This window comes from Pseudothermotoga sp., from assembly GCA_025060105.1.
Taxonomy (GTDB): domain Bacteria; phylum Thermotogota; class Thermotogae; order Thermotogales; family DSM-5069; genus Pseudothermotoga_A.
The window spans coordinates 199,769-216,986 of sequence record JANXCS010000001.1; the positions used below are offsets into that span (position 1 = coordinate 199,769).

The window sequence follows — 17,218 nt, forward strand, 5'->3', positions numbered from 1 at the left end:
AGCGAAGAGGTCAAGGTACTAAGGGCATGCGGTGGATGCCTTGGCGGCGGGAGGCGATGAAGGGCGTGGTAAGCTGCGATAAGCCCCGGGGAGCCGCAAACAGGCGTTGATCCGGGGATTCCCGAATGGGGAAACCTGGCCGATCGTAAGATCGGTCACAGCCGAAAGGCTGAGTGACACCGGGGGAAGTGAAACATCTCAGTACCCCGAGGAAAAGAAATCAAACGAGATTCCCTGAGTAGCGGCGAGCGAAAGGGGAAGAGCCTAAACCAGTGCAATGCTCAAGCCCGTGGGCGTTGTTGCACTGGGGTAGTGGGGCGCAACTGGGCGAGGCCACGGACTCGCCGGGAAGTTACAAATCCTCTGCTTAGTCGAAGTGCCTGGGATGGCACGCCGAAGAGGGTGACAGCCCCGTAGACAAAAAGCAGAGGACTTCCTGGGTTGCGACCCCGAGTACCGCGGGACCCGTGGAATCCTGCGGGAATCTGGGGGGACCACCCTCCAAGGCTAAATACTACCCGCCGTCCGATAGCGCACTAGTACCGTGAGGGAAAGGTGAAAAGAACCCCGGAAGGGGAGTGAAACAGAACCTGAAACCGCATGCCTACACTAAGTCGGAGCCCGAAAGGGTGACGGCGTGCCTTTTGCTTAATGAGTCCGCGAGTTGCCGTCAGTGGCAAGGTTAAGCCGATTGAGGCGTAGCCGTAGCGAAAGCGAGTCCGAATAGGGCGTTAGTCACTGGCGGCAGACCCGAAGCCGGGTGAGCTACCCCTGGGCAGGATGAAGGTGGGCTAAACCCCACTGGAGGTCCGAACCGGTGGACAGTGAAAAGTCCTCGGATGACCTGGGGGTAGGAGTGAAAAGCTAACCGAACCCGGTGATAGCTGGTTCTCCCCGAAACGCATTGAGGTGCGGCCTCGGGTGGTCTGTGCAGGGGGTAGAGCACTGATAGGGCTAGGGGGGTAACCTCCGAACCCTGTCAAACTCCGAATCCCTGCACATAAAGCCCGGGAGGAAGACTGTGGGGGATAAGCTCCATGGTCGAGAGGGGAACAGCCCAGACCGCCGGCTAAGGGCCCGGAGAGGTGGCTAAGTGGTAAAGGATGTGGCGCACCTAAGACAACTGGGAGGTTGGCTTAGAAGCAGCCATCCTTTAAAGAGTGCGTAACAGCTCACCAGTCGAGGTGCGCTGCGCCGAAGATGTAACGGGGCTCAAGCCACCCCCCGAAGCCGCGGGTCTGCACCACAAGGTGCAGGCGGTAGGGGAGCTTTCCGCTGTAGGGTGAAGGCAGACCCGCGAGGGCTGCTGGACGAGGCGGAAGTGAGAATGCGGACATGAGTATGCGAGAGGAGAGTGAGAATCTCTCCCCCCGTAAGCCCAAGGGTACCTGGGGAAGGGTCGTCCTCCCAGGGTTAGCCGGTACCCTAAGGTGAACCCGAAAGGGGTAGCCGAAGGGAAGCTGGTTAATATTCCAGCGCCATCTGCAATCGAGGTGCAAGGGGTGACGCAGGAGGGTAGGCGCCGAGGGTAAGTGGCATTCCCTTCCAAGCGGTTAGGACGTTGATGGGTGTAGGTAAACCCGCACCCGGAGTCTGAGCCGTGATGGGGAGAACCCGTGAGGGTTCAACGGTGCCGACCCCACACTGCCGAGAAAAACCTCGTGCACCGTTTGAGATTGCAGGTGACCGTTCCGCAAACCGACACAGGTGGGCGGGCTGAGAAAGCTCAGGGGAGCGGGATAACCCTCGCCAAGGAACTCGGCAAGTTGACCCCGTAACTTCGGGAGAAGGGGTGCCGCAGTAGGGTGAACCCAGGGGAAAGGGCAACCTGGAAACTGGGGGAGCCCGAGGCGGTCGCAGAGACCAGGCCCTGGCGACTGTTTACCAAAAACACAAGCCTCTGCAAACTCGTAAAGAGGATGTATAGGGGCTGACGCCTGCCCAGTGCCGGAAGGTTAAGGGAAGGGGTGAGGCCGTAAGGCGTAGCTCCGACCCGAAGCCCCGGTAAACGGCGGCCGTAACTATAACGGTCCTAAGGTAGCGAAATACCTTGTCGGGTAAGTTCCGACCTGCATGAATGGCGTAACGACTGGGGCGCTGTCTCGGCGGGGGGCCCGGTGAAATTTCAGTGGGGGTGAAGATGCCCTCGTCCTGCGGTTAGACGGAAAGACCCCGTGGAGCTTCACTGCAGCCTGGTATTGGATTCTGGCGCATCGTGTACAGGATAGGTGGGAGGCTGTGAACCCGGCTCGCCAGGGTCGGGGGAGCCACCGGTGGGATACCACCCTCGGTGCGTCGGAATTCTAACCTGAACCTGTGAAGAGCAGGTTGGGGACAGTGCCAGGTGGGCAGTTTGACTGGGGCGGTCGCCTCCTAAAGAGTAACGGAGGCGCGCGAAGGTCGGCTCAGGTGGGTTGGAAATCCACCGTTGAGTGCAAGGGCACAAGCCGGCCTGACTGTGAGGCCGACGGGCCGAGCAGAGGGGAAACCCGGCCCTAGTGACCCGACGACTCCGGGTGGAAGGGTCGTCGACAACGGACAAAAGTTACCCCGGGGATAACAGGCTAGTCTCGCCCGAGAGTTCACATCGACGGCGAGGATCGGCACCTCGATGTCGGCTCATCCCATCCTGGGGCTGAAGCAGGTCCCAAGGGTTAGGCTGTCCGCCTATTAAAGGGGTACGTGAGCTGGGTTCAGACCGTCGCAAGACAGGTCGGTCCCTATCGGCCGCAGGCGTAGGAGGTTTGAGGGAGGTCTCCCCTTGTACGAGAGGACCGGGGAGAGCGGGCCTCTGGTGTACCGGCTGTCCCGCCAGGGGCATACGCCGGGTAGCTATGCCCGTGAGCGATAACCGCTGAAGGCATCTAAGCGGGAAGCGCGTCCCAAGATTAGACCTCCCATCCCGCTAAGGGAGTAAGGCCGGTCCGAGAATAGGACCTTGATAGGCCGGTGGTGTAAGCACCGTAAGGTGTTGAGCCAACCGGTACTAATCGGCCGAGGCCTTGACCTCGTAGCTTCCTGTGCAGTTTTGAAAGACTCTTCAAGATTTCCTCGGGTGCCGATACCAGAGCGGGAAACACCCGGTCCCATTCCGAACCCGGCCGTTAAGCCGCTCTGGGCCGATGGTAGTATGGGGGCAGCCCCATGCGAGAGTAGGTAGTGCCCGGGGATTCAAGGGGGAAGCCAAAAGCTTCCCCCTTATTTTTTTGTACTTTTATTCCACCGCGAAAAAGTTTAACTTCAAGTGAAGGATGAACCATCAATGCTTTGTGCAGAAAAGTTATTCTTTTAGCCTCAATAGTCTGAAGAAATTGCTCCTTTCGAGTTCTTCAAGCTTGGTACTTATGAACTTTATCGTTTCTTGAAGTTGAGGTATGAGTTTATATTCAAGAGCGTTGACTCTCCTCTTTGTTTTTTCTATCTCCATAGCGAGAGCAATTAAATAACGTTCTTTGTTGGTCAAATCTACCATCTTTTTGAGCATATTGTCCCACTTTCTAACAAGTTCGTCTAAAACTGTGGGTGTTTCGATAAGACTATATATGGGTAATGAAACTCCCTCTAAATGCAAGAACTCAACAGGAACGTTCATGCGCTTTTCGATTTTTTGTTTCAATTTGACCGACGCTTTTGAATTTTGTATCAAGGATTGCCATGAGGTACCTGTTAATCTCGTAGTTGCATACACTCCGATAGCAAGGAATGTCAAAAACTCTGATTCTACTTCCTGTCTTAAAGTCCTGTAGTCTTTAGCTTCCTGGATAAATCTCTGTATCAAACCTTCAAGCTTATCTTCAAGGAGTTTATGTCCTCTGCGCGCAAGCGTCAAGCGTTTCTTTAGCTTGAGAAGCTCCATTCTGTTGGGATTGACTCTCAGAGGCATCTTTTTTACTCCTTTCCAAGGAATTCTTCAATGAACTCTGGTCTGATGCGTTTTAAACTGGATCTTGGCAACATTCTCAAGAGTTTCCAGCCTATCTCGAGAGTTTCAAAGATGCTTCTGTTTTCGTATTCTCCTTGTTTGATGAACTCTTCCTCAAACCTCTGAGAAAATTTCAGGAACAATACGTCTTCTTCTGTTAGAGCCGCTTCACCAAGAACGACAGCAAGTTCTTTCGCTTCAAGACCTCTGGAATAAGCTGCGTAGAGCTGGTTTGAAAGATCTCCATGATCTTTTCTTGTTCTACCTTCACCAATGCCGCCGCGCATCAATCTTGAAAGGGATTGCAACACATCTATGGGGGGATATATACCCCTCCTGTGAAGATCTCTACTCAGGAAAATTTGACCTTCCGTGATGTAACCTGTGAGGTCAGGTATTGGGTGTGTTCTGTCATCTTCCGGCATCGTGAGGATCGGTATGAGCGTGATGGAACCTTTTCTTCCTTTTATCCTTCCAGCCCTTTCATAGAGCGTTGCGAGGTCAGTGTAAAGATAGCCAGGATAACCCCGTCTGCCAGGAACCTCTTTCCTTGCTGCTGAGATTTCTCTAAGAGCCTCAGCGTAGTTCGTCATATCGGTGAGAATGACAAGTACGTGCATGTCAAGTTCAAAAGCAAGGTACTCAGCCGCAGTTAATGCAAACCTTGGTGTTGCGATTCTTTCTATGACTGGATCATTGGCGAGATTCACAAATAGGACGGTTCTTTCTATAGCACCAGTTCTCTTAAAATCTTCTATGAAAAAGTTCGCTTCTTCAAAGGTGATCCCCATCGCTCCGAAAACAACTGCAAATTTTTCTTCTTCCTTGAGCAGTCTAGCTTGTCTTGCGATCTGTGCGGCAAGCATCGCGTGAGGCAAACCTGCACCCGAGAAGATGGGGAGTTTTTGTCCCCTGACGAGGGTGTTCATACCATCTATGGCTGAAACACCCGTCTGAATGAATTCAACTGGGTAGGCGCGAGCATAAGGGTTTATCGGACTTCCATTGATATCAAGTCTTTTCTCGGGAATGATTTGTGGTCCACCATCTCTAGGTCTTCCCAGACCGTCGAAAGTTCGACCGAGTATCGTTGGGGAAAGGTTTGCTTCTAGAACTCGTCCCAAGAATTTCACTCGCATACCTTTAAGCGACAGATCCTGCGTACTTGTGAACATTTGTACCAATGCCGCATTTTCGTGAGCTTCGAGTACTTGTCCTTGTCTGATTTCACCGTTAGCAAGCCTTACTTCAACTACTTCACCGTACTTGGCACCTTCAACACCCTCGACGAGCATGAGAGGACCGCTGATTTTGGAAACATTTGTGTATTCCTTAGGCAACTTCTTCAGCCCCCTTCTTCAGCAAAAGGAGCTTCGCTTTAATTTCTTCGAGGAGATGTTCTATTTCTGAGATCCTAGTTTCGCTGATGAACTTCATTCTCGAGATTTTTTCGCGCTCTGGCAATTTCAGTATGCTTTGTAAACTCACTCCTTCTTCGAGTAATTTGGAAGCTATTCTGTAAAAGTTCATTATGTTCTTGAGCATCAGGTACTGCTTTCTTGGAGAAGTATATGTGTCCACCTCATGGAGAGCGTTTTGGTGGAGAAAGTCTTCTCTGATTGAACGGGCCGTTTCGAGTATCAATCTGTCTTGAGGTGAGAGAGCTTCCATTCCCACGAGCCGCACTATATCTTGAAGTTCTGCCTCTCTTTGCAGAATACTCATAGCTTCTTGTCTCAATTCATACCAATCTTGCGCAACTGTATTAGCCCAATGATCTTTAACGACATCTAAATAGAGCGAATAACTGATCAACCAGTTCACAGCGGGGAAGTGTCTGCTGAAGGCCAAACTGGCATCGAGACCCCAAAACACTTTCACAACCCTGAGTGTTGCTTGGACTACAGGATCTGATAGATCACCACCGGGAGGAGATACCGCGCCTATGATACTTATTGAACCCGTTCGTTCCTTGCTACCTATGCACTTCACGTATCCTGCACGCTCATAAAAACTCGCAATTCTGGAAGCAAGATAAGCCGGATATCCTTCTTCACCTGGCATTTCAGCGAGTCGCCCAGATATTTCCCTCATTGCTTCAGCCCATCTGGAAGTAGAGTCAGCCATCAATGCCACATGATACCCCATATCTCTGAAATACTCCGCGATAGTTATGCCTGTAAAAACAGATGCTTCTCTCGCTGCAACTGGCATATTCGATGTGTTCGCTATGAGTATCGTTCTTTCCATGAGTGGCTTGCCTGTCCTTGGGTCAGTGAGCTCTGGAAATTCTATGAGCACTTCGGTCATTTCATTACCACGTTCACCACAACCGACATAGACTATCACATCGGCATCTGCCCACTTTGCAAGTTGATGCTGTATGATTGTCTTACCGCTCCCGAACGGTCCTGGCACACACGCTGTACCACCTTTGACAACTGGGAAGAACGTGTCTAAAACTCTCTGACCTGTTATCAACGGCATACTGGGAGGCATTTTCTCTTTCGCAGGTCTTTGGTATCTAACCGGCCATTTGTGCATAAGCTTCAACTCAATTTTTCTACCCTCTGGATCTTGTAGAAGACCTATCGTTTCCTCAACAGTGTAGGAACCACTTCGTATTTCAAGGATCTTTCCTCGCAAATTAGGTGGAACCATTATCCTGTGCTGAAGAGCTGATGTTTCTTGAACGACGCCGAGTATATCACCACCAACAACTTCATCACCTGGTTTGACCAAAGCTTCGAACTCCCATTTGATGGTCCTATCCAACGCTGGTAACGAGAGACCTCTGCTGAGAAAATCTCCGGATTGTTCTGCTAACTTGTTCAGCGGACGTTGAATACCATCGTATATTTGCCCGACGATACCCGGTCCGAGCTCAACGCTGAGTGGTTCTCCTAGTGCGTACACTGGTTCACCTGGCCCAACGCCTTGTGTTTCTTCGTACACTTGAATGTATGCGATGTCTCTATCCAAACCTATGATCTCTCCAAACAGTTTCAGCTCTCCAACTCTAACCATTTCATACATCTTAACGTTGTGGAGTCCTTTCGCTACCACGAGTGGACCAGCTACTCGGATGATCTTACCTTCCATAGTATCCCTCTCCTTCGGCGAGCAAATCCACTCCGAGGATTTTCTCAAATAGTTTTCTCAAAGTTTTCTCGCTTTTCTTTTCATAACAAAAAGTATCAGGCAGCACTAAAGGCAATTTTTCTCTCACATTTTCCAAGACTTTATCCGATACACTTTCAAGAATGATGATCAATGGGTGTTGGTTCTGGATTTTCAAGAAGACATCATACGCTTCTCTCGCGTTTGAAACTGGATAGATCTTAACCCCAAATAAGGAAAATATGTTTATTAATGCTTCTGGACCTATCACGGCTATGTCGTTTTCAAACATTGAGTTTCAGCATCCTTTCTTGCCAGATGTTTTTCGGTACGTTGTTTTTCTTACATTCGAGCAAAGTTATCAGATCTTCCAATTCCCAGAGCTTCTGATAGAAATAGTACACCAAAATCTCAGGACCACTCACAATCCTTTTGAAACTACTTTCTGCGTAACGATACAATTCCAGCTTAATAACTAAGTCTGTGTCCTTTCCCTTGAGCATCATTTGCACAGAACCTTTGATGTGTGATGGAACCAAAGTATGCCAATCATCGAATGATTTTTCAAGCAAATCTTTAACTTTCAAAACTTGAAATTTTCCAAGTTCATCGCAGGGTAAATTGAGAGTCTTGCATCTCAGCAAAACTTTCACCAACAAAAGCTGATTCCTCAGGTTCCAAAAAGATCTGACATTCTCGCTCTTAAGACATTTTTCATAGTCGAAAGACACATCCAAATTGATCAGATCAATTTTCAGATTTGATTCTTTCAATGATCGAATTTGCTCAAGTACCTTGAGCATCCGCGTTTCAAATTGCCATTCCATCCGTTCTGCAAAATCTGCCAGAGGATTCACCATGATACCTTCTCTTTTGTATCTTTGAGCGTGAAACCAACTGTCCCAAACAAGAAGTTTGAGATACTCTTCGCTCAAATTTTTTGAAAGAAATTTCAGATCATCCAGCAAGATGCCATAGAAAGCCGATTCTACGGATTGATCAACGATCGGTTTGTACCAGGTGGTTTTCAACCAATCAACGCAATCTTCATAACTCGCGTCGCTTAACCATTGCCACTGTGCTTTGTCAATGAGTTTGATCGATTTGGCCTTCAAGTTCGTCGATGAAAACAGATACTTTTCGTACATCATGTCTCACCGCGCAGGATTTGAGCAATCTGAGATAAGTTGTTCTCGATCGCTTCTTTGACCAAAGTATCGAGGGTTAGGTCTAACAGGAATTGTCCTTTCTCAGCTATGAATCCACCCTCACCATCAACCTTTTCTTCTGCGACAAAAAGTTTGTATTTCTTCTTGAGTTTTTCGAAATCTAGTTTTGATTCGCCCTTAGCTGGAATCAACTTCGCCCCTGAGAGATTCTCTTTCTCGATCAGTTCTTCCCATATGGATGTGTAAGTATCTTTTGGAAGATTCAACAGAACCTCGATTAACTTTCGTTTGACGAGTTCTATGGCTTCATTTTCAATTCTGGTCATTTCGCTTTTGAAAAACAATCTTTCCTTCGAAAGAACCGCATATTCTTCAGCAGCGATTGTTTGCTCAAATTTCTTGAGTTTTTCTTCTTTCCATGCATTGAATTTTTCCTTTTCTATTTGGGCGAGTTTTTCAAACTTTTCCTCATATTCTTGCTCTATTTGTCTTATTCTTTCCGCTTTTTCATGTTCAAGCTTTTCAAGTATCTTTTGCAGAGACATCACAGTTTCACTCCGAAGAATAGCAAGATTATGGATGTTATTAGTGATAGAATTGCATACGTTTCAACGAGCGCGGGGATTATGATCGCTTGTCCTGTCGTCTGTGGTTTTTGAGCGATCATCTGAAGTGCAGCCACACTCGCTCTGCCTTGCCAAATAGCACTCACGAATTCTCCGAATATGAGTGGGATGCTGACAGCAAAAACTGTTAGACCTTGGGCGATCGTTAACTCGGGAAAATTACCGCCGAGGATACCGAGCCTGAGGAGTATTAAAAAAGCTCCGATGAAACCATAGAAACCCTGGGTGCCTGGTAACGCTTGAAGAATCAAGACTGTTCCAAACAACTCTGGTTTTTCTGCCAAAACTCCTGCAGCGGCTTCGCCGGCCATTCCAACACCTTTTGCAGAGCCTATGGCACCAAAAGCAGCACCAAGTGCAGCACCAATTAGGGCGATAGCTAATCCGAGCATCTTATCTACCTCCTCTTCTATCTTCTCACTTTGAAGTACTTACCTTCGAAACTGTATTGTGTAAAGCGCCTTCCACCCGCGCTGTAGAATTTACCGAACATCTCTAAAAACTGCAGCCTCGTTGAGTGTACAAATGCAGATAGCGCACTGAGTACGTAATTGAGAAGTTGTCCGCCGACCCATATGAGCGCGAACATCACCCAACCGAGCACTGGCAATCCTTTGACCATTTGGGCAAGTTGTGTTATGACCGAACCGAAGACGCTGCCAACTAAGTTCAGAGCGAACAACCTTGAATACGAAAGTACGTCACCAACGAACGAAGAGATTCCGTAGGCCCCCACAATGCCGTACAAGCTTATGATGCCCACAACGATCCTCGAGAAAAAGTTTTTCTTGTCCCGACCCTGGGTAAGGATCAAACCGATCCCAGACACGAACAGCATGTACAGGAAAATCCTGTGAGCCTTGCCGGTCAGCAACTGTAGGCCGAAGTAAATCAACATCGAGGTCAAGAACAAAAGCCAAAGCAAACCATCATAAACGGCAGCTTTGTAATCTCTTGTCTTTAAACCACTAATGAATCTCAGCACTAGAGCATACATTTGTGAAAAAACACCTATGAACAAAGCTATAGCTAAAGCTTTCATCAACTCTGCTGTTGGGTTAACCACAGGGAATATACCAAGGAACTTTCCATCAGGACCAAGGAACGGTTGACTTCCAAAGAAATTCCATGTCAGAAGGCCAACCAAGATGGACGGAAAACTGAGAATTCTTAACAAATCGAGTAGTTCCCTTGCTCCGCCTTCTGGTTTGAACTTCTTTCTTATCCAGCTCACAAGGAGAAATTGCGTCAAACCATAGCCGACATCGCCGAGGCATATGCCGAAAAAGATCAGGTAGAAAGGCGCAACGTATGGGGTAGGATCGATTCCACCGTATTTTGGCATACCATACAATTTCGTCAAGAACTCAAATGGCCTTAAGAATCGAGGATTGTGCAAAATCACCGGTGGATCTTCATCGGGTAATGGGTCTCTGCTTTCAAAACCAAACTGTGAAAGTTTATTCTCAAGCAAGCCAGTGAATTCTTGCTTATCTATCGTTGGTATCCATCCTGTATAAGCGACGAAATAATTCGTTCTGTGTTGGAACTCAACGGTTTTTTCTTCTAAAGATTTCATGAGAAAATAATCGTACCACGCTTGCAAGTTCTTGATCTTCTCTCTGATTATTGAAGCTTTCTTCAAAACCTTTTCTTTCATTTTCTCAATATTCTGTAAAGCTTTTTCCAGCCTTTTCAATGATTCCGATGGCGTTGACTTCAAATAAGGTATCCTTCTGTGGTTGAACTCATATTTCTGCAACATCTTTTCGATCTTGTCAGCATTTTCTTTCCTCACAACTATGATGCATTTGACATCTTTCTTGCTTTGGTTGGACCAAACCCATCCATCCTCCAGAAATTCTTTCGCCTGTTCTAGGAAAAGATCGAAATTTTTCCTCGTTAGGGTTCCCGAATAAAATTGATAACGTTCAAACTGTCTTGGAAAGTTGAAACTGCTGTTGAGTTCACTCCAAAATTTCACCTCAGATTTGATTTGTTCTATTGTTTCTTTACGCCTTTTCAGATTCTCGAGAGATCGCTCCGACCATTTTGCAATGTGGTAAAGTTTTTTCCAACTCATTTCACTGAGCAGATTATGAAGATGCTGCTGATCAATCTCTTCTCTGCCTGAGAAGAAACTTTCTAAAAGCCCTCTTTTGCTTGGGAAAAGCTCCATCGTGATTTTGAATGTTTCCTCTATCTTGTTCAACTTTGAGGTGTACTTCGAAGGTTGAGTATCAACATAGCTGGTTCTCTCCCAATGGATTCGGGGAAAGAGTTTGAAAATCTCTAAGAGCTTGGATTCTTCTTCTCTTGGAACGACCAACCAAAAGCGTTCGACTTTGAGCACTGCCATGATCTTTCACTCACTCTTTTACGAACGATTTCAACACGAATTTGACAGCCTTTTCAACATTCTCAAGCAATTTACGTTTGTACGCTTGCAATTGATTTTGATGTTCTTCCGCCAACTTTCGTTTTTTCAGGTCTATTTCCGCCATTCGTTCCTTCAGCGATTGATCTAACTCCTTTTCAAACAATTCTTTTTCATTCTCGAGCTGCAATTTGAGTTCTTCCAACTTCTTCTGAAGTCTTCGCCTGGCATCTTCCTCGGCGTTCAAAAGTTCGCTTTGTACTTCTTCTTCCCTTTTTTTGATTAGTTCCAGCACATCCTTAACTTTTCCTTGTTCCATAGAATTCCTCCACTCGTGGCAGAATTCACAAAAGATTCTAACCGTCAAGACTTTACGGAAAAATTACAGATGATTCTCGACAAGCGAACACACAATGCAAGTGTCCAAAATCAATGATTAGTCGTGTAAATTATATCTCAGAAAATCAATGGAAGGGGAGATCAGCCATGCACATTTTCTTTGAAGTTTTTCGAGCCTTATTGAAAAAGTTTTTTCCCAAAGATCAGGAAAAGTTCAAAGTGAGCATACTTTACTTCTTTGGTTTCTCTTTCACTTTGTTCGGAATTTTTTCTAACGGTTTACGGCACCCTACAGAATTTTTGAATGATTTACTTGAGATAATCCGAACGCCAGATTATTTGCTAACTGATTACATTCAAATCGGTGGTTTATCCGCAGCTTTTTTCAACTCAGGTATACTCATGTTATTCTTCACGTTGATTCTACAGCTTTTGAAAGTGCCCATCACGGGGCTCTCCTACGCCTCGGTGTTGACGGTTGGGGGGTTTGCGCTCTTCGGTAAAAACATTTTCAATGTATGGCCAATCATCCTTGGAGTGGTTCTTTATTCTCTCTATAAAAAAGAACCAGTTCAAAGGTACATTTACGTGGCTTATTTTGGAACGGCAATCTCACCTTTGGTTTCTTTTGTGGCCTTTTCGTCGCCGTTCGATCATTCAATACGGTTTGCAATTTCGTACGGTGTTGGTATCTTAGTTGGTTTCTTTTTACCATCTATGGCGAGTTACTTTCTAACGCTGCACAAGGGTTACAACTTATATAATGTCGGATTCACCTGTGGTTTGATCGGGACCGTGGCAGCAGCTTTTTTGAGGGTCTACGGCATTCAAATTCCGATTCAAATAGTATGGAGTTCCGGGAACAATTTGATTTTGTCGTTATTTTTAATATCGCTATTTTTCTTCGTTTGGTTGTGTGGTTGGTTGCTGAACGGCAGGAGTTGGCGTGGATATAAAAAATTGTTGAGACACTCAGGAAGATTGTTAACTGATTTCATCGTTTTGGAGGGTTTACCATTTACATTGATGAACATAGGACTTCTCGGTGCGATTTCGACGATCTACGTCCTTTTGACCAAGAGTCAGTTGAATGGCCCGACGGTTGGAGGAATAATGACCGTGGCGGGGTTCGCTGCTCTCGGAAAACATCTTAGAAATGTCATGCCAGTGATGGTTGGTGTGACGATAGCAAGTTTGACAAACAGTTATGAATTGGGAAGTCCCAACAATGTACTTGCTGCTTTGTTTGGAACCACAGTTGCACCGATAGCTGGTGAGTTTGGAATCATTTGGGGTGCCGTTGCGGGTTTCGTGCACAACGCCATGGTGAACAACGTAGGCTTTCTCCACGCAGGTTTCAACCTCTACAACAACGGTTTTGCAGGGGGATTAGTAACCATAATACTGATACCGATCATCAAGGCAGTTCACAAGAGGGAGGATCTGTGATGGCTCTCGATCGGGAAATAGTGATTCGCGTATGTGCACAACTGACTAAATACTTACTCGAAAAGTTTTCAGAAAATGTGAACATCTCGATCTCTCGTGGTCAAAAATATGAAGTTAAGATTGAATCACGAGTTTCATTGAGTGAAGAGGAACTGAACTTGCTCAAAAATTATCTGAGTGTTCAGCCTCAAGAAATAGGTTATTATTATCTACCATTAGTGGGTGAATACGGCTCGGAAGAAGATCTCACAGTGATCGCGATGTTGTTGGAAGCTTTGAGAATAGATTACGATGAAACGAATCAAAAGCTGGAGCTTTATTTTCGAGTACGTTGACTCGGATTTGCTTTATGATAAAATCATAAAAGACAAAATCCTTTCGAGGGGGTGTGTTCGGTTATGAAGAAACTTTTCATAGTCGCTGTTTTACTCTTCTCACTCATGAGTTTTGCAGCTCTTGGATTTAAAATCGGCCTTGTCACAGGCACTGTGTCGCAGGGTGAGGACGAATATCGTGGAGGCGAAAACGTCGTTAGAAAGTACGGCAACGAAATCATCCATGTGACTTATCCAGACAAGTTCATGCAGGAGCAAGAAACAACGATCTCAAGAATCGTCGAACTTGCTTATGATCCCAAAGTGAAAGCTATTGTGATCTGTCAAGGTGTTCCTGGAACTGTTGCTGCGATCAGGAGAGTTAAAGAGTTCAGGCCTGACATGATCTTTGTCGTGGGTGTACCTCACGAAGACCCAGAAGTTGTAGGTGCCGTTGCAGATGTTATATTCGAGACAGACACTCCGGGTCGTGGAATCACGATAGTTGATCTTGCTTACAAAATGGGTGCCAAGAGATTCATACATTATTCCTTCCCCAGACACATGAGTTACAAACTGCTCGCTGAAAGAAGGAACATCATGGAACAACGTTGTAAAGAACTCGGCATAGAGTTCATCTTCGTTTCCGCACCAGATCCACTCGGTGAGCAAGGTTTAACTGGGGCTCAGCAGTTCATCCTTGAAGATGTTCCAAGGCAAATTGCGAAGTATGGAAAAGACACGGCTTTCTTCTCAACTAACTGTGGTATGCAGGAACCGTTGATCAAAGCCATAGCTCAACACGGTGGAATTTATCCAGAGCAATGTTGTCCATCACCGACGCACGGTTATCCCGGAGCACTCGGTATTGAGATACCTGCAGAAAAGAAAGGTGACTACAATTACATACTGAAAGCTATCAACCAAAAGGTTATTGAAAGAGGCGCTGCTGGAAGGTTTGCAACTTGGCCGGTGCCGATCAACATGGTGTTCACTGAAGCTGGTGTGGAGGTAGCTATAGAGTTGGTTCAAAAGAAGATCAAGTCCAATGACATGAACGCAGTTAAGTCGGTACTCGATAGGGTGGTTTCGAGTAAGATATCTGGTTATGGTATCAAAACGATCAAGAGATATCCGAAAGCAGGGAACTATTACATGGTCACTCTGGATTCTGTTATATTCGGCGTGACTCAATTTTGATGTGATTACGTGGAAAAAATGAAAGAAGATGTCGGCGGTGACGCCGACATCTTTTTTGAGATGGGGAGGGTGATCATGCCAAAGGTTTTAGAAATGCGGAACATAAACAAATCGTTCTATGGTAATCAGGTCCTCAAGAATGTCAATCTCACTCTATCTGAGGGCGAAATTCATGGTCTTGTAGGTGAAAACGGAGCGGGAAAGACCACCCTTATGAACATTCTTTTTGGCATGCCTGTCATCCACAGTACGGGAGGTTTTGAAGGAGAGATTCTGATCAATGGTGAAAGAGTAGTTATAGACAGCCCAAGAAAAGCTATGGAATACGGTATAGGAATGGTACATCAAGAATTCATGCTCATACCTGGTTTTACTGTTACTGAAAACATAAAGTTGAACAGGGAAATAACTAAGAACAACTTGTTGAGTAAAGTGTTCGGCAAATCCTTGAATACCCTTGATTTTGCGACCATGAGAGATGAAGCAAAACAAGCGATCAATACGATCGGTATGTCTATCGATGAGTGGGCAGTGGTTGCGGGCCTACCTGTGGCTCACAAACAGTTCATAGAAATCGCCAGAGAAATCGACAAGAAAAACCTCAAGATATTGGTTCTGGACGAACCCACCGCTGTACTTTCCGAAGCTGAAGCAGAGAAATTGTTGGACGTTGTTCGTTATCTTGCCAGAAAGGGTGTTGCCATACTTTTCATTTCTCATAGACTGAGTGAAGTGTTGAAAGTTTCAGACAGAATAACGATCCTCAGAGACGGCGTTGTAGTTGATAGTAAGATTGCGTCGTCGTTCACACTCTCAGAAATCGCTGAAAAAATGGTTGGTAGAAAGCTTGAAGGTTTGACTCTGCCCCCTAGGTCGAAGGAACCTTCCGATGAAGATATCATCATGTCTATAAAAAATCTCAAAGTTTACATGCCCGGTGAGAGTGTGAAAGATTTCAGTATAGATATTCGTCGTGGAGAAATACTTGGTATAGGAGGCTTGGCAGGTCATGGAAAACTCGGTGTGGCCAATGGAATAGCGGGAATGTATCCTGCAGAGGGTGAAGTCTATCTTGAAGGAAAGCCCTACAGATTGAACGATGCTTCTTACGCTTTGAAAAACGGCATTGTCTATCTCTCTGAGGATAGAAGAGGTGTGGGACTTTTGTTGGATGAATCTGTGGAAATGAATATAACCGCGACGGCCATACAAGCTTTCGGAGATTTTACCAGAAAGTTTTTGTTTCTCACTCTGTACGACAGGAAGAAAATCAGACAACATGCGCTTGAAATGATCAAAAAGCTTGATATACGTTGCAAATCACCGACGCAAATTGTGAGGAGACTCAGTGGAGGTAATCAGCAGAAAGTTTGCCTGGCGAGGGCATTCACTCTAAAACCGAAAATACTTTTTGTTTCTGAACCTACTAGGGGTATCGATGTCGGTGCAAAGAAACTCGTGTTGGATTACTTGATCAACATGAACAGGGAATACGGTATCACGATAGTCATGACCTCGAGTGAACTTGCGGAATTGAGAACCATCTGCGATAGAATTGCTATAGTTGCTGAGGGAAGGCTCTCTGCGATACTTTCTCCAAAAGCAAGTGATGCAGAATTTGGTTTAGCAATGGCTGGGGAGCTGCAGGAGGTGACACATCGTGGATAAATTCATCGAGTGGATCAAGAAAGTTGATATACCAACGCTCATCATCTTTTTGTTTCTCATAGCCTTGTTCATTCTCGCAGCTTTTACAAACGTTTCCATTCCTTCTTTGTTGAGTGACTCGATCCGACGTATTGGCATGAATGGGGTTCTTGTTCTTGCAATGGTTCCAACGATCAGAGTTGGAACTGGACCAAACTTTGGTTTGCCTGTTGGAATCATAGGGGGACTTTTGGGCGCTCTGATAAGTATGCAGCTTGGCTTGGCAGGATTTGCTGGTCTTTGGATCGCAGTTCTATTGGCGATATTGATATGTACTGTGATAGGTTTAGGCTACGCTTGGTTGCTAGAAAAGGTGCGAGGACAAGAGATGATGGTGGGAACGTACATGGGTTACTCGATAGTCGCATTCATGTCGATTCTCTGGTTGATGCTTCCGTTCACGAACCCCGACATGATTTGGGCAATAGGTGGTAGGGGTTTGAGATACACTCTCGCTCTCGATAGGTATTTTGGACATATACTCAACAATTTCCTGAAATTCAAGATCGGTGGTTTTGAGATACCGACAGGTTTACTCCTCTTTTTTGCAGGTTCTTGTCTTGTAGTGTATTTGTTCTTCAGAACGAGAGTGGGACTCGCAATAGATCTGGTTGGTCAAAATGAAAGATACGCGATCAGCTCTGGTGTTAACCCAAGGAGAGCAAGATTGATGGCCGTTGTCCTATCCACTGTGATCGCAGGTGTTGGGATCATAGTGTACGCTCAAAGTTATGGTTTTCTCCAACTTTACCAAGCTCCTTTGTTCATGACTTTCCCTGCTGTAGCTTCGATACTCATCGGTGGAGCATCTATAAAGAGGGCAAGCATACGTAACGTTGTTGTTGGTACAGTCGTATTCCAAACGCTTTTGACGATAGCATTGCCAGTTCTCAGTCAAGTAACGCGTGGAGATATCACTGAAGTGATGAGGTTGATCGTCAGTAACGGTATGATACTGTACGCACTCACGCGAGCACCAAGGGAGGCGAGCTGAG

14 protein-coding genes and 2 rRNA genes are annotated in these 17,218 nt (G+C 46.1%); 7 read left to right on the plus strand and 9 right to left on the minus strand.

What is annotated here, in order from left to right:
- Positions 1-8 precede the first annotated feature (8 nt).
- Both NZ875_01025 and rrf read left to right on the plus strand, forming a co-directional pair.
- Positions 9-3,010 (plus strand): 23S ribosomal RNA (locus tag NZ875_01025).
- A gap of 41 nt (positions 3,011-3,051) precedes the next feature.
- Positions 3,052-3,168, plus strand: a 5S ribosomal RNA gene (rrf, locus tag NZ875_01030).
- Positions 3,169-3,280: 112 nt separating this feature from the next.
- Here rrf and NZ875_01035 read toward each other — a convergent pair.
- From NZ875_01035 to NZ875_01075, 9 genes are read right to left on the minus strand one after another with little or no spacing between them, the layout of a single operon-like run.
- Positions 3,281-3,883 (minus strand): V-type ATP synthase subunit D, encoded by a 603-nt coding sequence (locus NZ875_01035; protein ID MCS7174321.1) that lies wholly within the window; start codon positions 3,881-3,883, stop codon positions 3,281-3,283.
- A gap of 5 nt (positions 3,884-3,888) precedes the next feature.
- A complete protein-coding gene (locus NZ875_01040) occupies positions 3,889-5,262 on the minus strand; it encodes a V-type ATP synthase subunit B (GenBank protein ID MCS7174322.1) in 1,374 nt (457 codons plus the stop codon).
- Positions 5,255-7,024 carry a V-type ATP synthase subunit A gene (locus tag NZ875_01045; protein MCS7174323.1) on the minus strand — a complete coding sequence of 590 codons (1,770 nt, stop codon included), beginning with the start codon at positions 7,022-7,024 and terminating at the stop codon, positions 5,255-5,257. The genes NZ875_01040 and NZ875_01045 overlap by 8 nt, the downstream gene beginning before the upstream one ends.
- A complete protein-coding gene (locus NZ875_01050; GenBank protein ID MCS7174324.1) occupies positions 7,014-7,334 on the minus strand; it encodes a V-type ATP synthase subunit F in 321 nt (106 codons plus the stop codon). Before NZ875_01050 ends, NZ875_01045 begins: the two co-directional genes overlap by 11 nt.
- Positions 7,327-8,193, minus strand: coding sequence for a V-type ATPase subunit (locus NZ875_01055; protein ID MCS7174325.1), 867 nt, complete (start codon positions 8,191-8,193; stop codon positions 7,327-7,329). The genes NZ875_01050 and NZ875_01055 overlap by 8 nt, the downstream gene beginning before the upstream one ends.
- Positions 8,190-8,756: a hypothetical protein gene (locus NZ875_01060; GenBank protein ID MCS7174326.1), complete on the minus strand. Its 567-nt coding sequence runs from the start codon at positions 8,754-8,756 to the stop codon at positions 8,190-8,192. Before NZ875_01060 ends, NZ875_01055 begins: the two co-directional genes overlap by 4 nt.
- Positions 8,756-9,229 (minus strand): V-type ATP synthase subunit K, encoded by a 474-nt coding sequence (locus NZ875_01065; GenBank protein MCS7174327.1) that lies wholly within the window; start codon positions 9,227-9,229, stop codon positions 8,756-8,758. The genes NZ875_01060 and NZ875_01065 overlap by 1 nt, the downstream gene beginning before the upstream one ends.
- Positions 9,230-9,246: 17 nt before the next feature.
- Positions 9,247-11,196: a hypothetical protein gene (locus NZ875_01070; protein ID MCS7174328.1), complete on the minus strand. Its 1,950-nt coding sequence runs from the start codon at positions 11,194-11,196 to the stop codon at positions 9,247-9,249.
- Positions 11,197-11,206: 10 nt separating this feature from the next.
- Positions 11,207-11,533: a hypothetical protein gene (locus NZ875_01075; protein MCS7174329.1), complete on the minus strand. Its 327-nt coding sequence runs from the start codon at positions 11,531-11,533 to the stop codon at positions 11,207-11,209.
- Between the two features lie 167 nt (positions 11,534-11,700).
- Between NZ875_01075 and NZ875_01080 the strand changes: the two genes are divergently transcribed.
- The 5 genes from NZ875_01080 (at position 11,701) to NZ875_01100 (ending at position 17,217) form a co-directional block, all read left to right on the plus strand.
- Entirely contained in the window at positions 11,701-13,002 is a 1,302-nt protein-coding gene (locus NZ875_01080; GenBank protein MCS7174330.1) for a DUF1576 domain-containing protein, read from the plus strand.
- Positions 13,002-13,337, plus strand: a complete 336-nt coding sequence (locus NZ875_01085) for a hypothetical protein (GenBank protein ID MCS7174331.1) — start codon at positions 13,002-13,004, stop codon at positions 13,335-13,337. The genes NZ875_01080 and NZ875_01085 overlap by 1 nt, the downstream gene beginning before the upstream one ends.
- 63 nt (positions 13,338-13,400) lie before the next feature.
- Entirely contained in the window at positions 13,401-14,516 is a 1,116-nt protein-coding gene (locus tag NZ875_01090) for a DUF3798 domain-containing protein (GenBank protein ID MCS7174332.1), read from the plus strand.
- 18 nt (positions 14,517-14,534) lie between these two features.
- On the plus strand, positions 14,535-16,184 hold the full coding sequence (locus NZ875_01095; GenBank protein ID MCS7174333.1) for a sugar ABC transporter ATP-binding protein: 1,650 nt from the start codon (positions 14,535-14,537) through the stop codon (positions 16,182-16,184).
- The gene (locus NZ875_01100; GenBank protein MCS7174334.1) at positions 16,177-17,217 is read left to right on the plus strand and encodes an ABC transporter permease; all 1,041 of its coding nucleotides are present in this window, start codon (positions 16,177-16,179) and stop codon (positions 17,215-17,217) included. Before NZ875_01095 ends, NZ875_01100 begins: the two co-directional genes overlap by 8 nt.
- Position 17,218 lies beyond the last annotated feature (1 nt).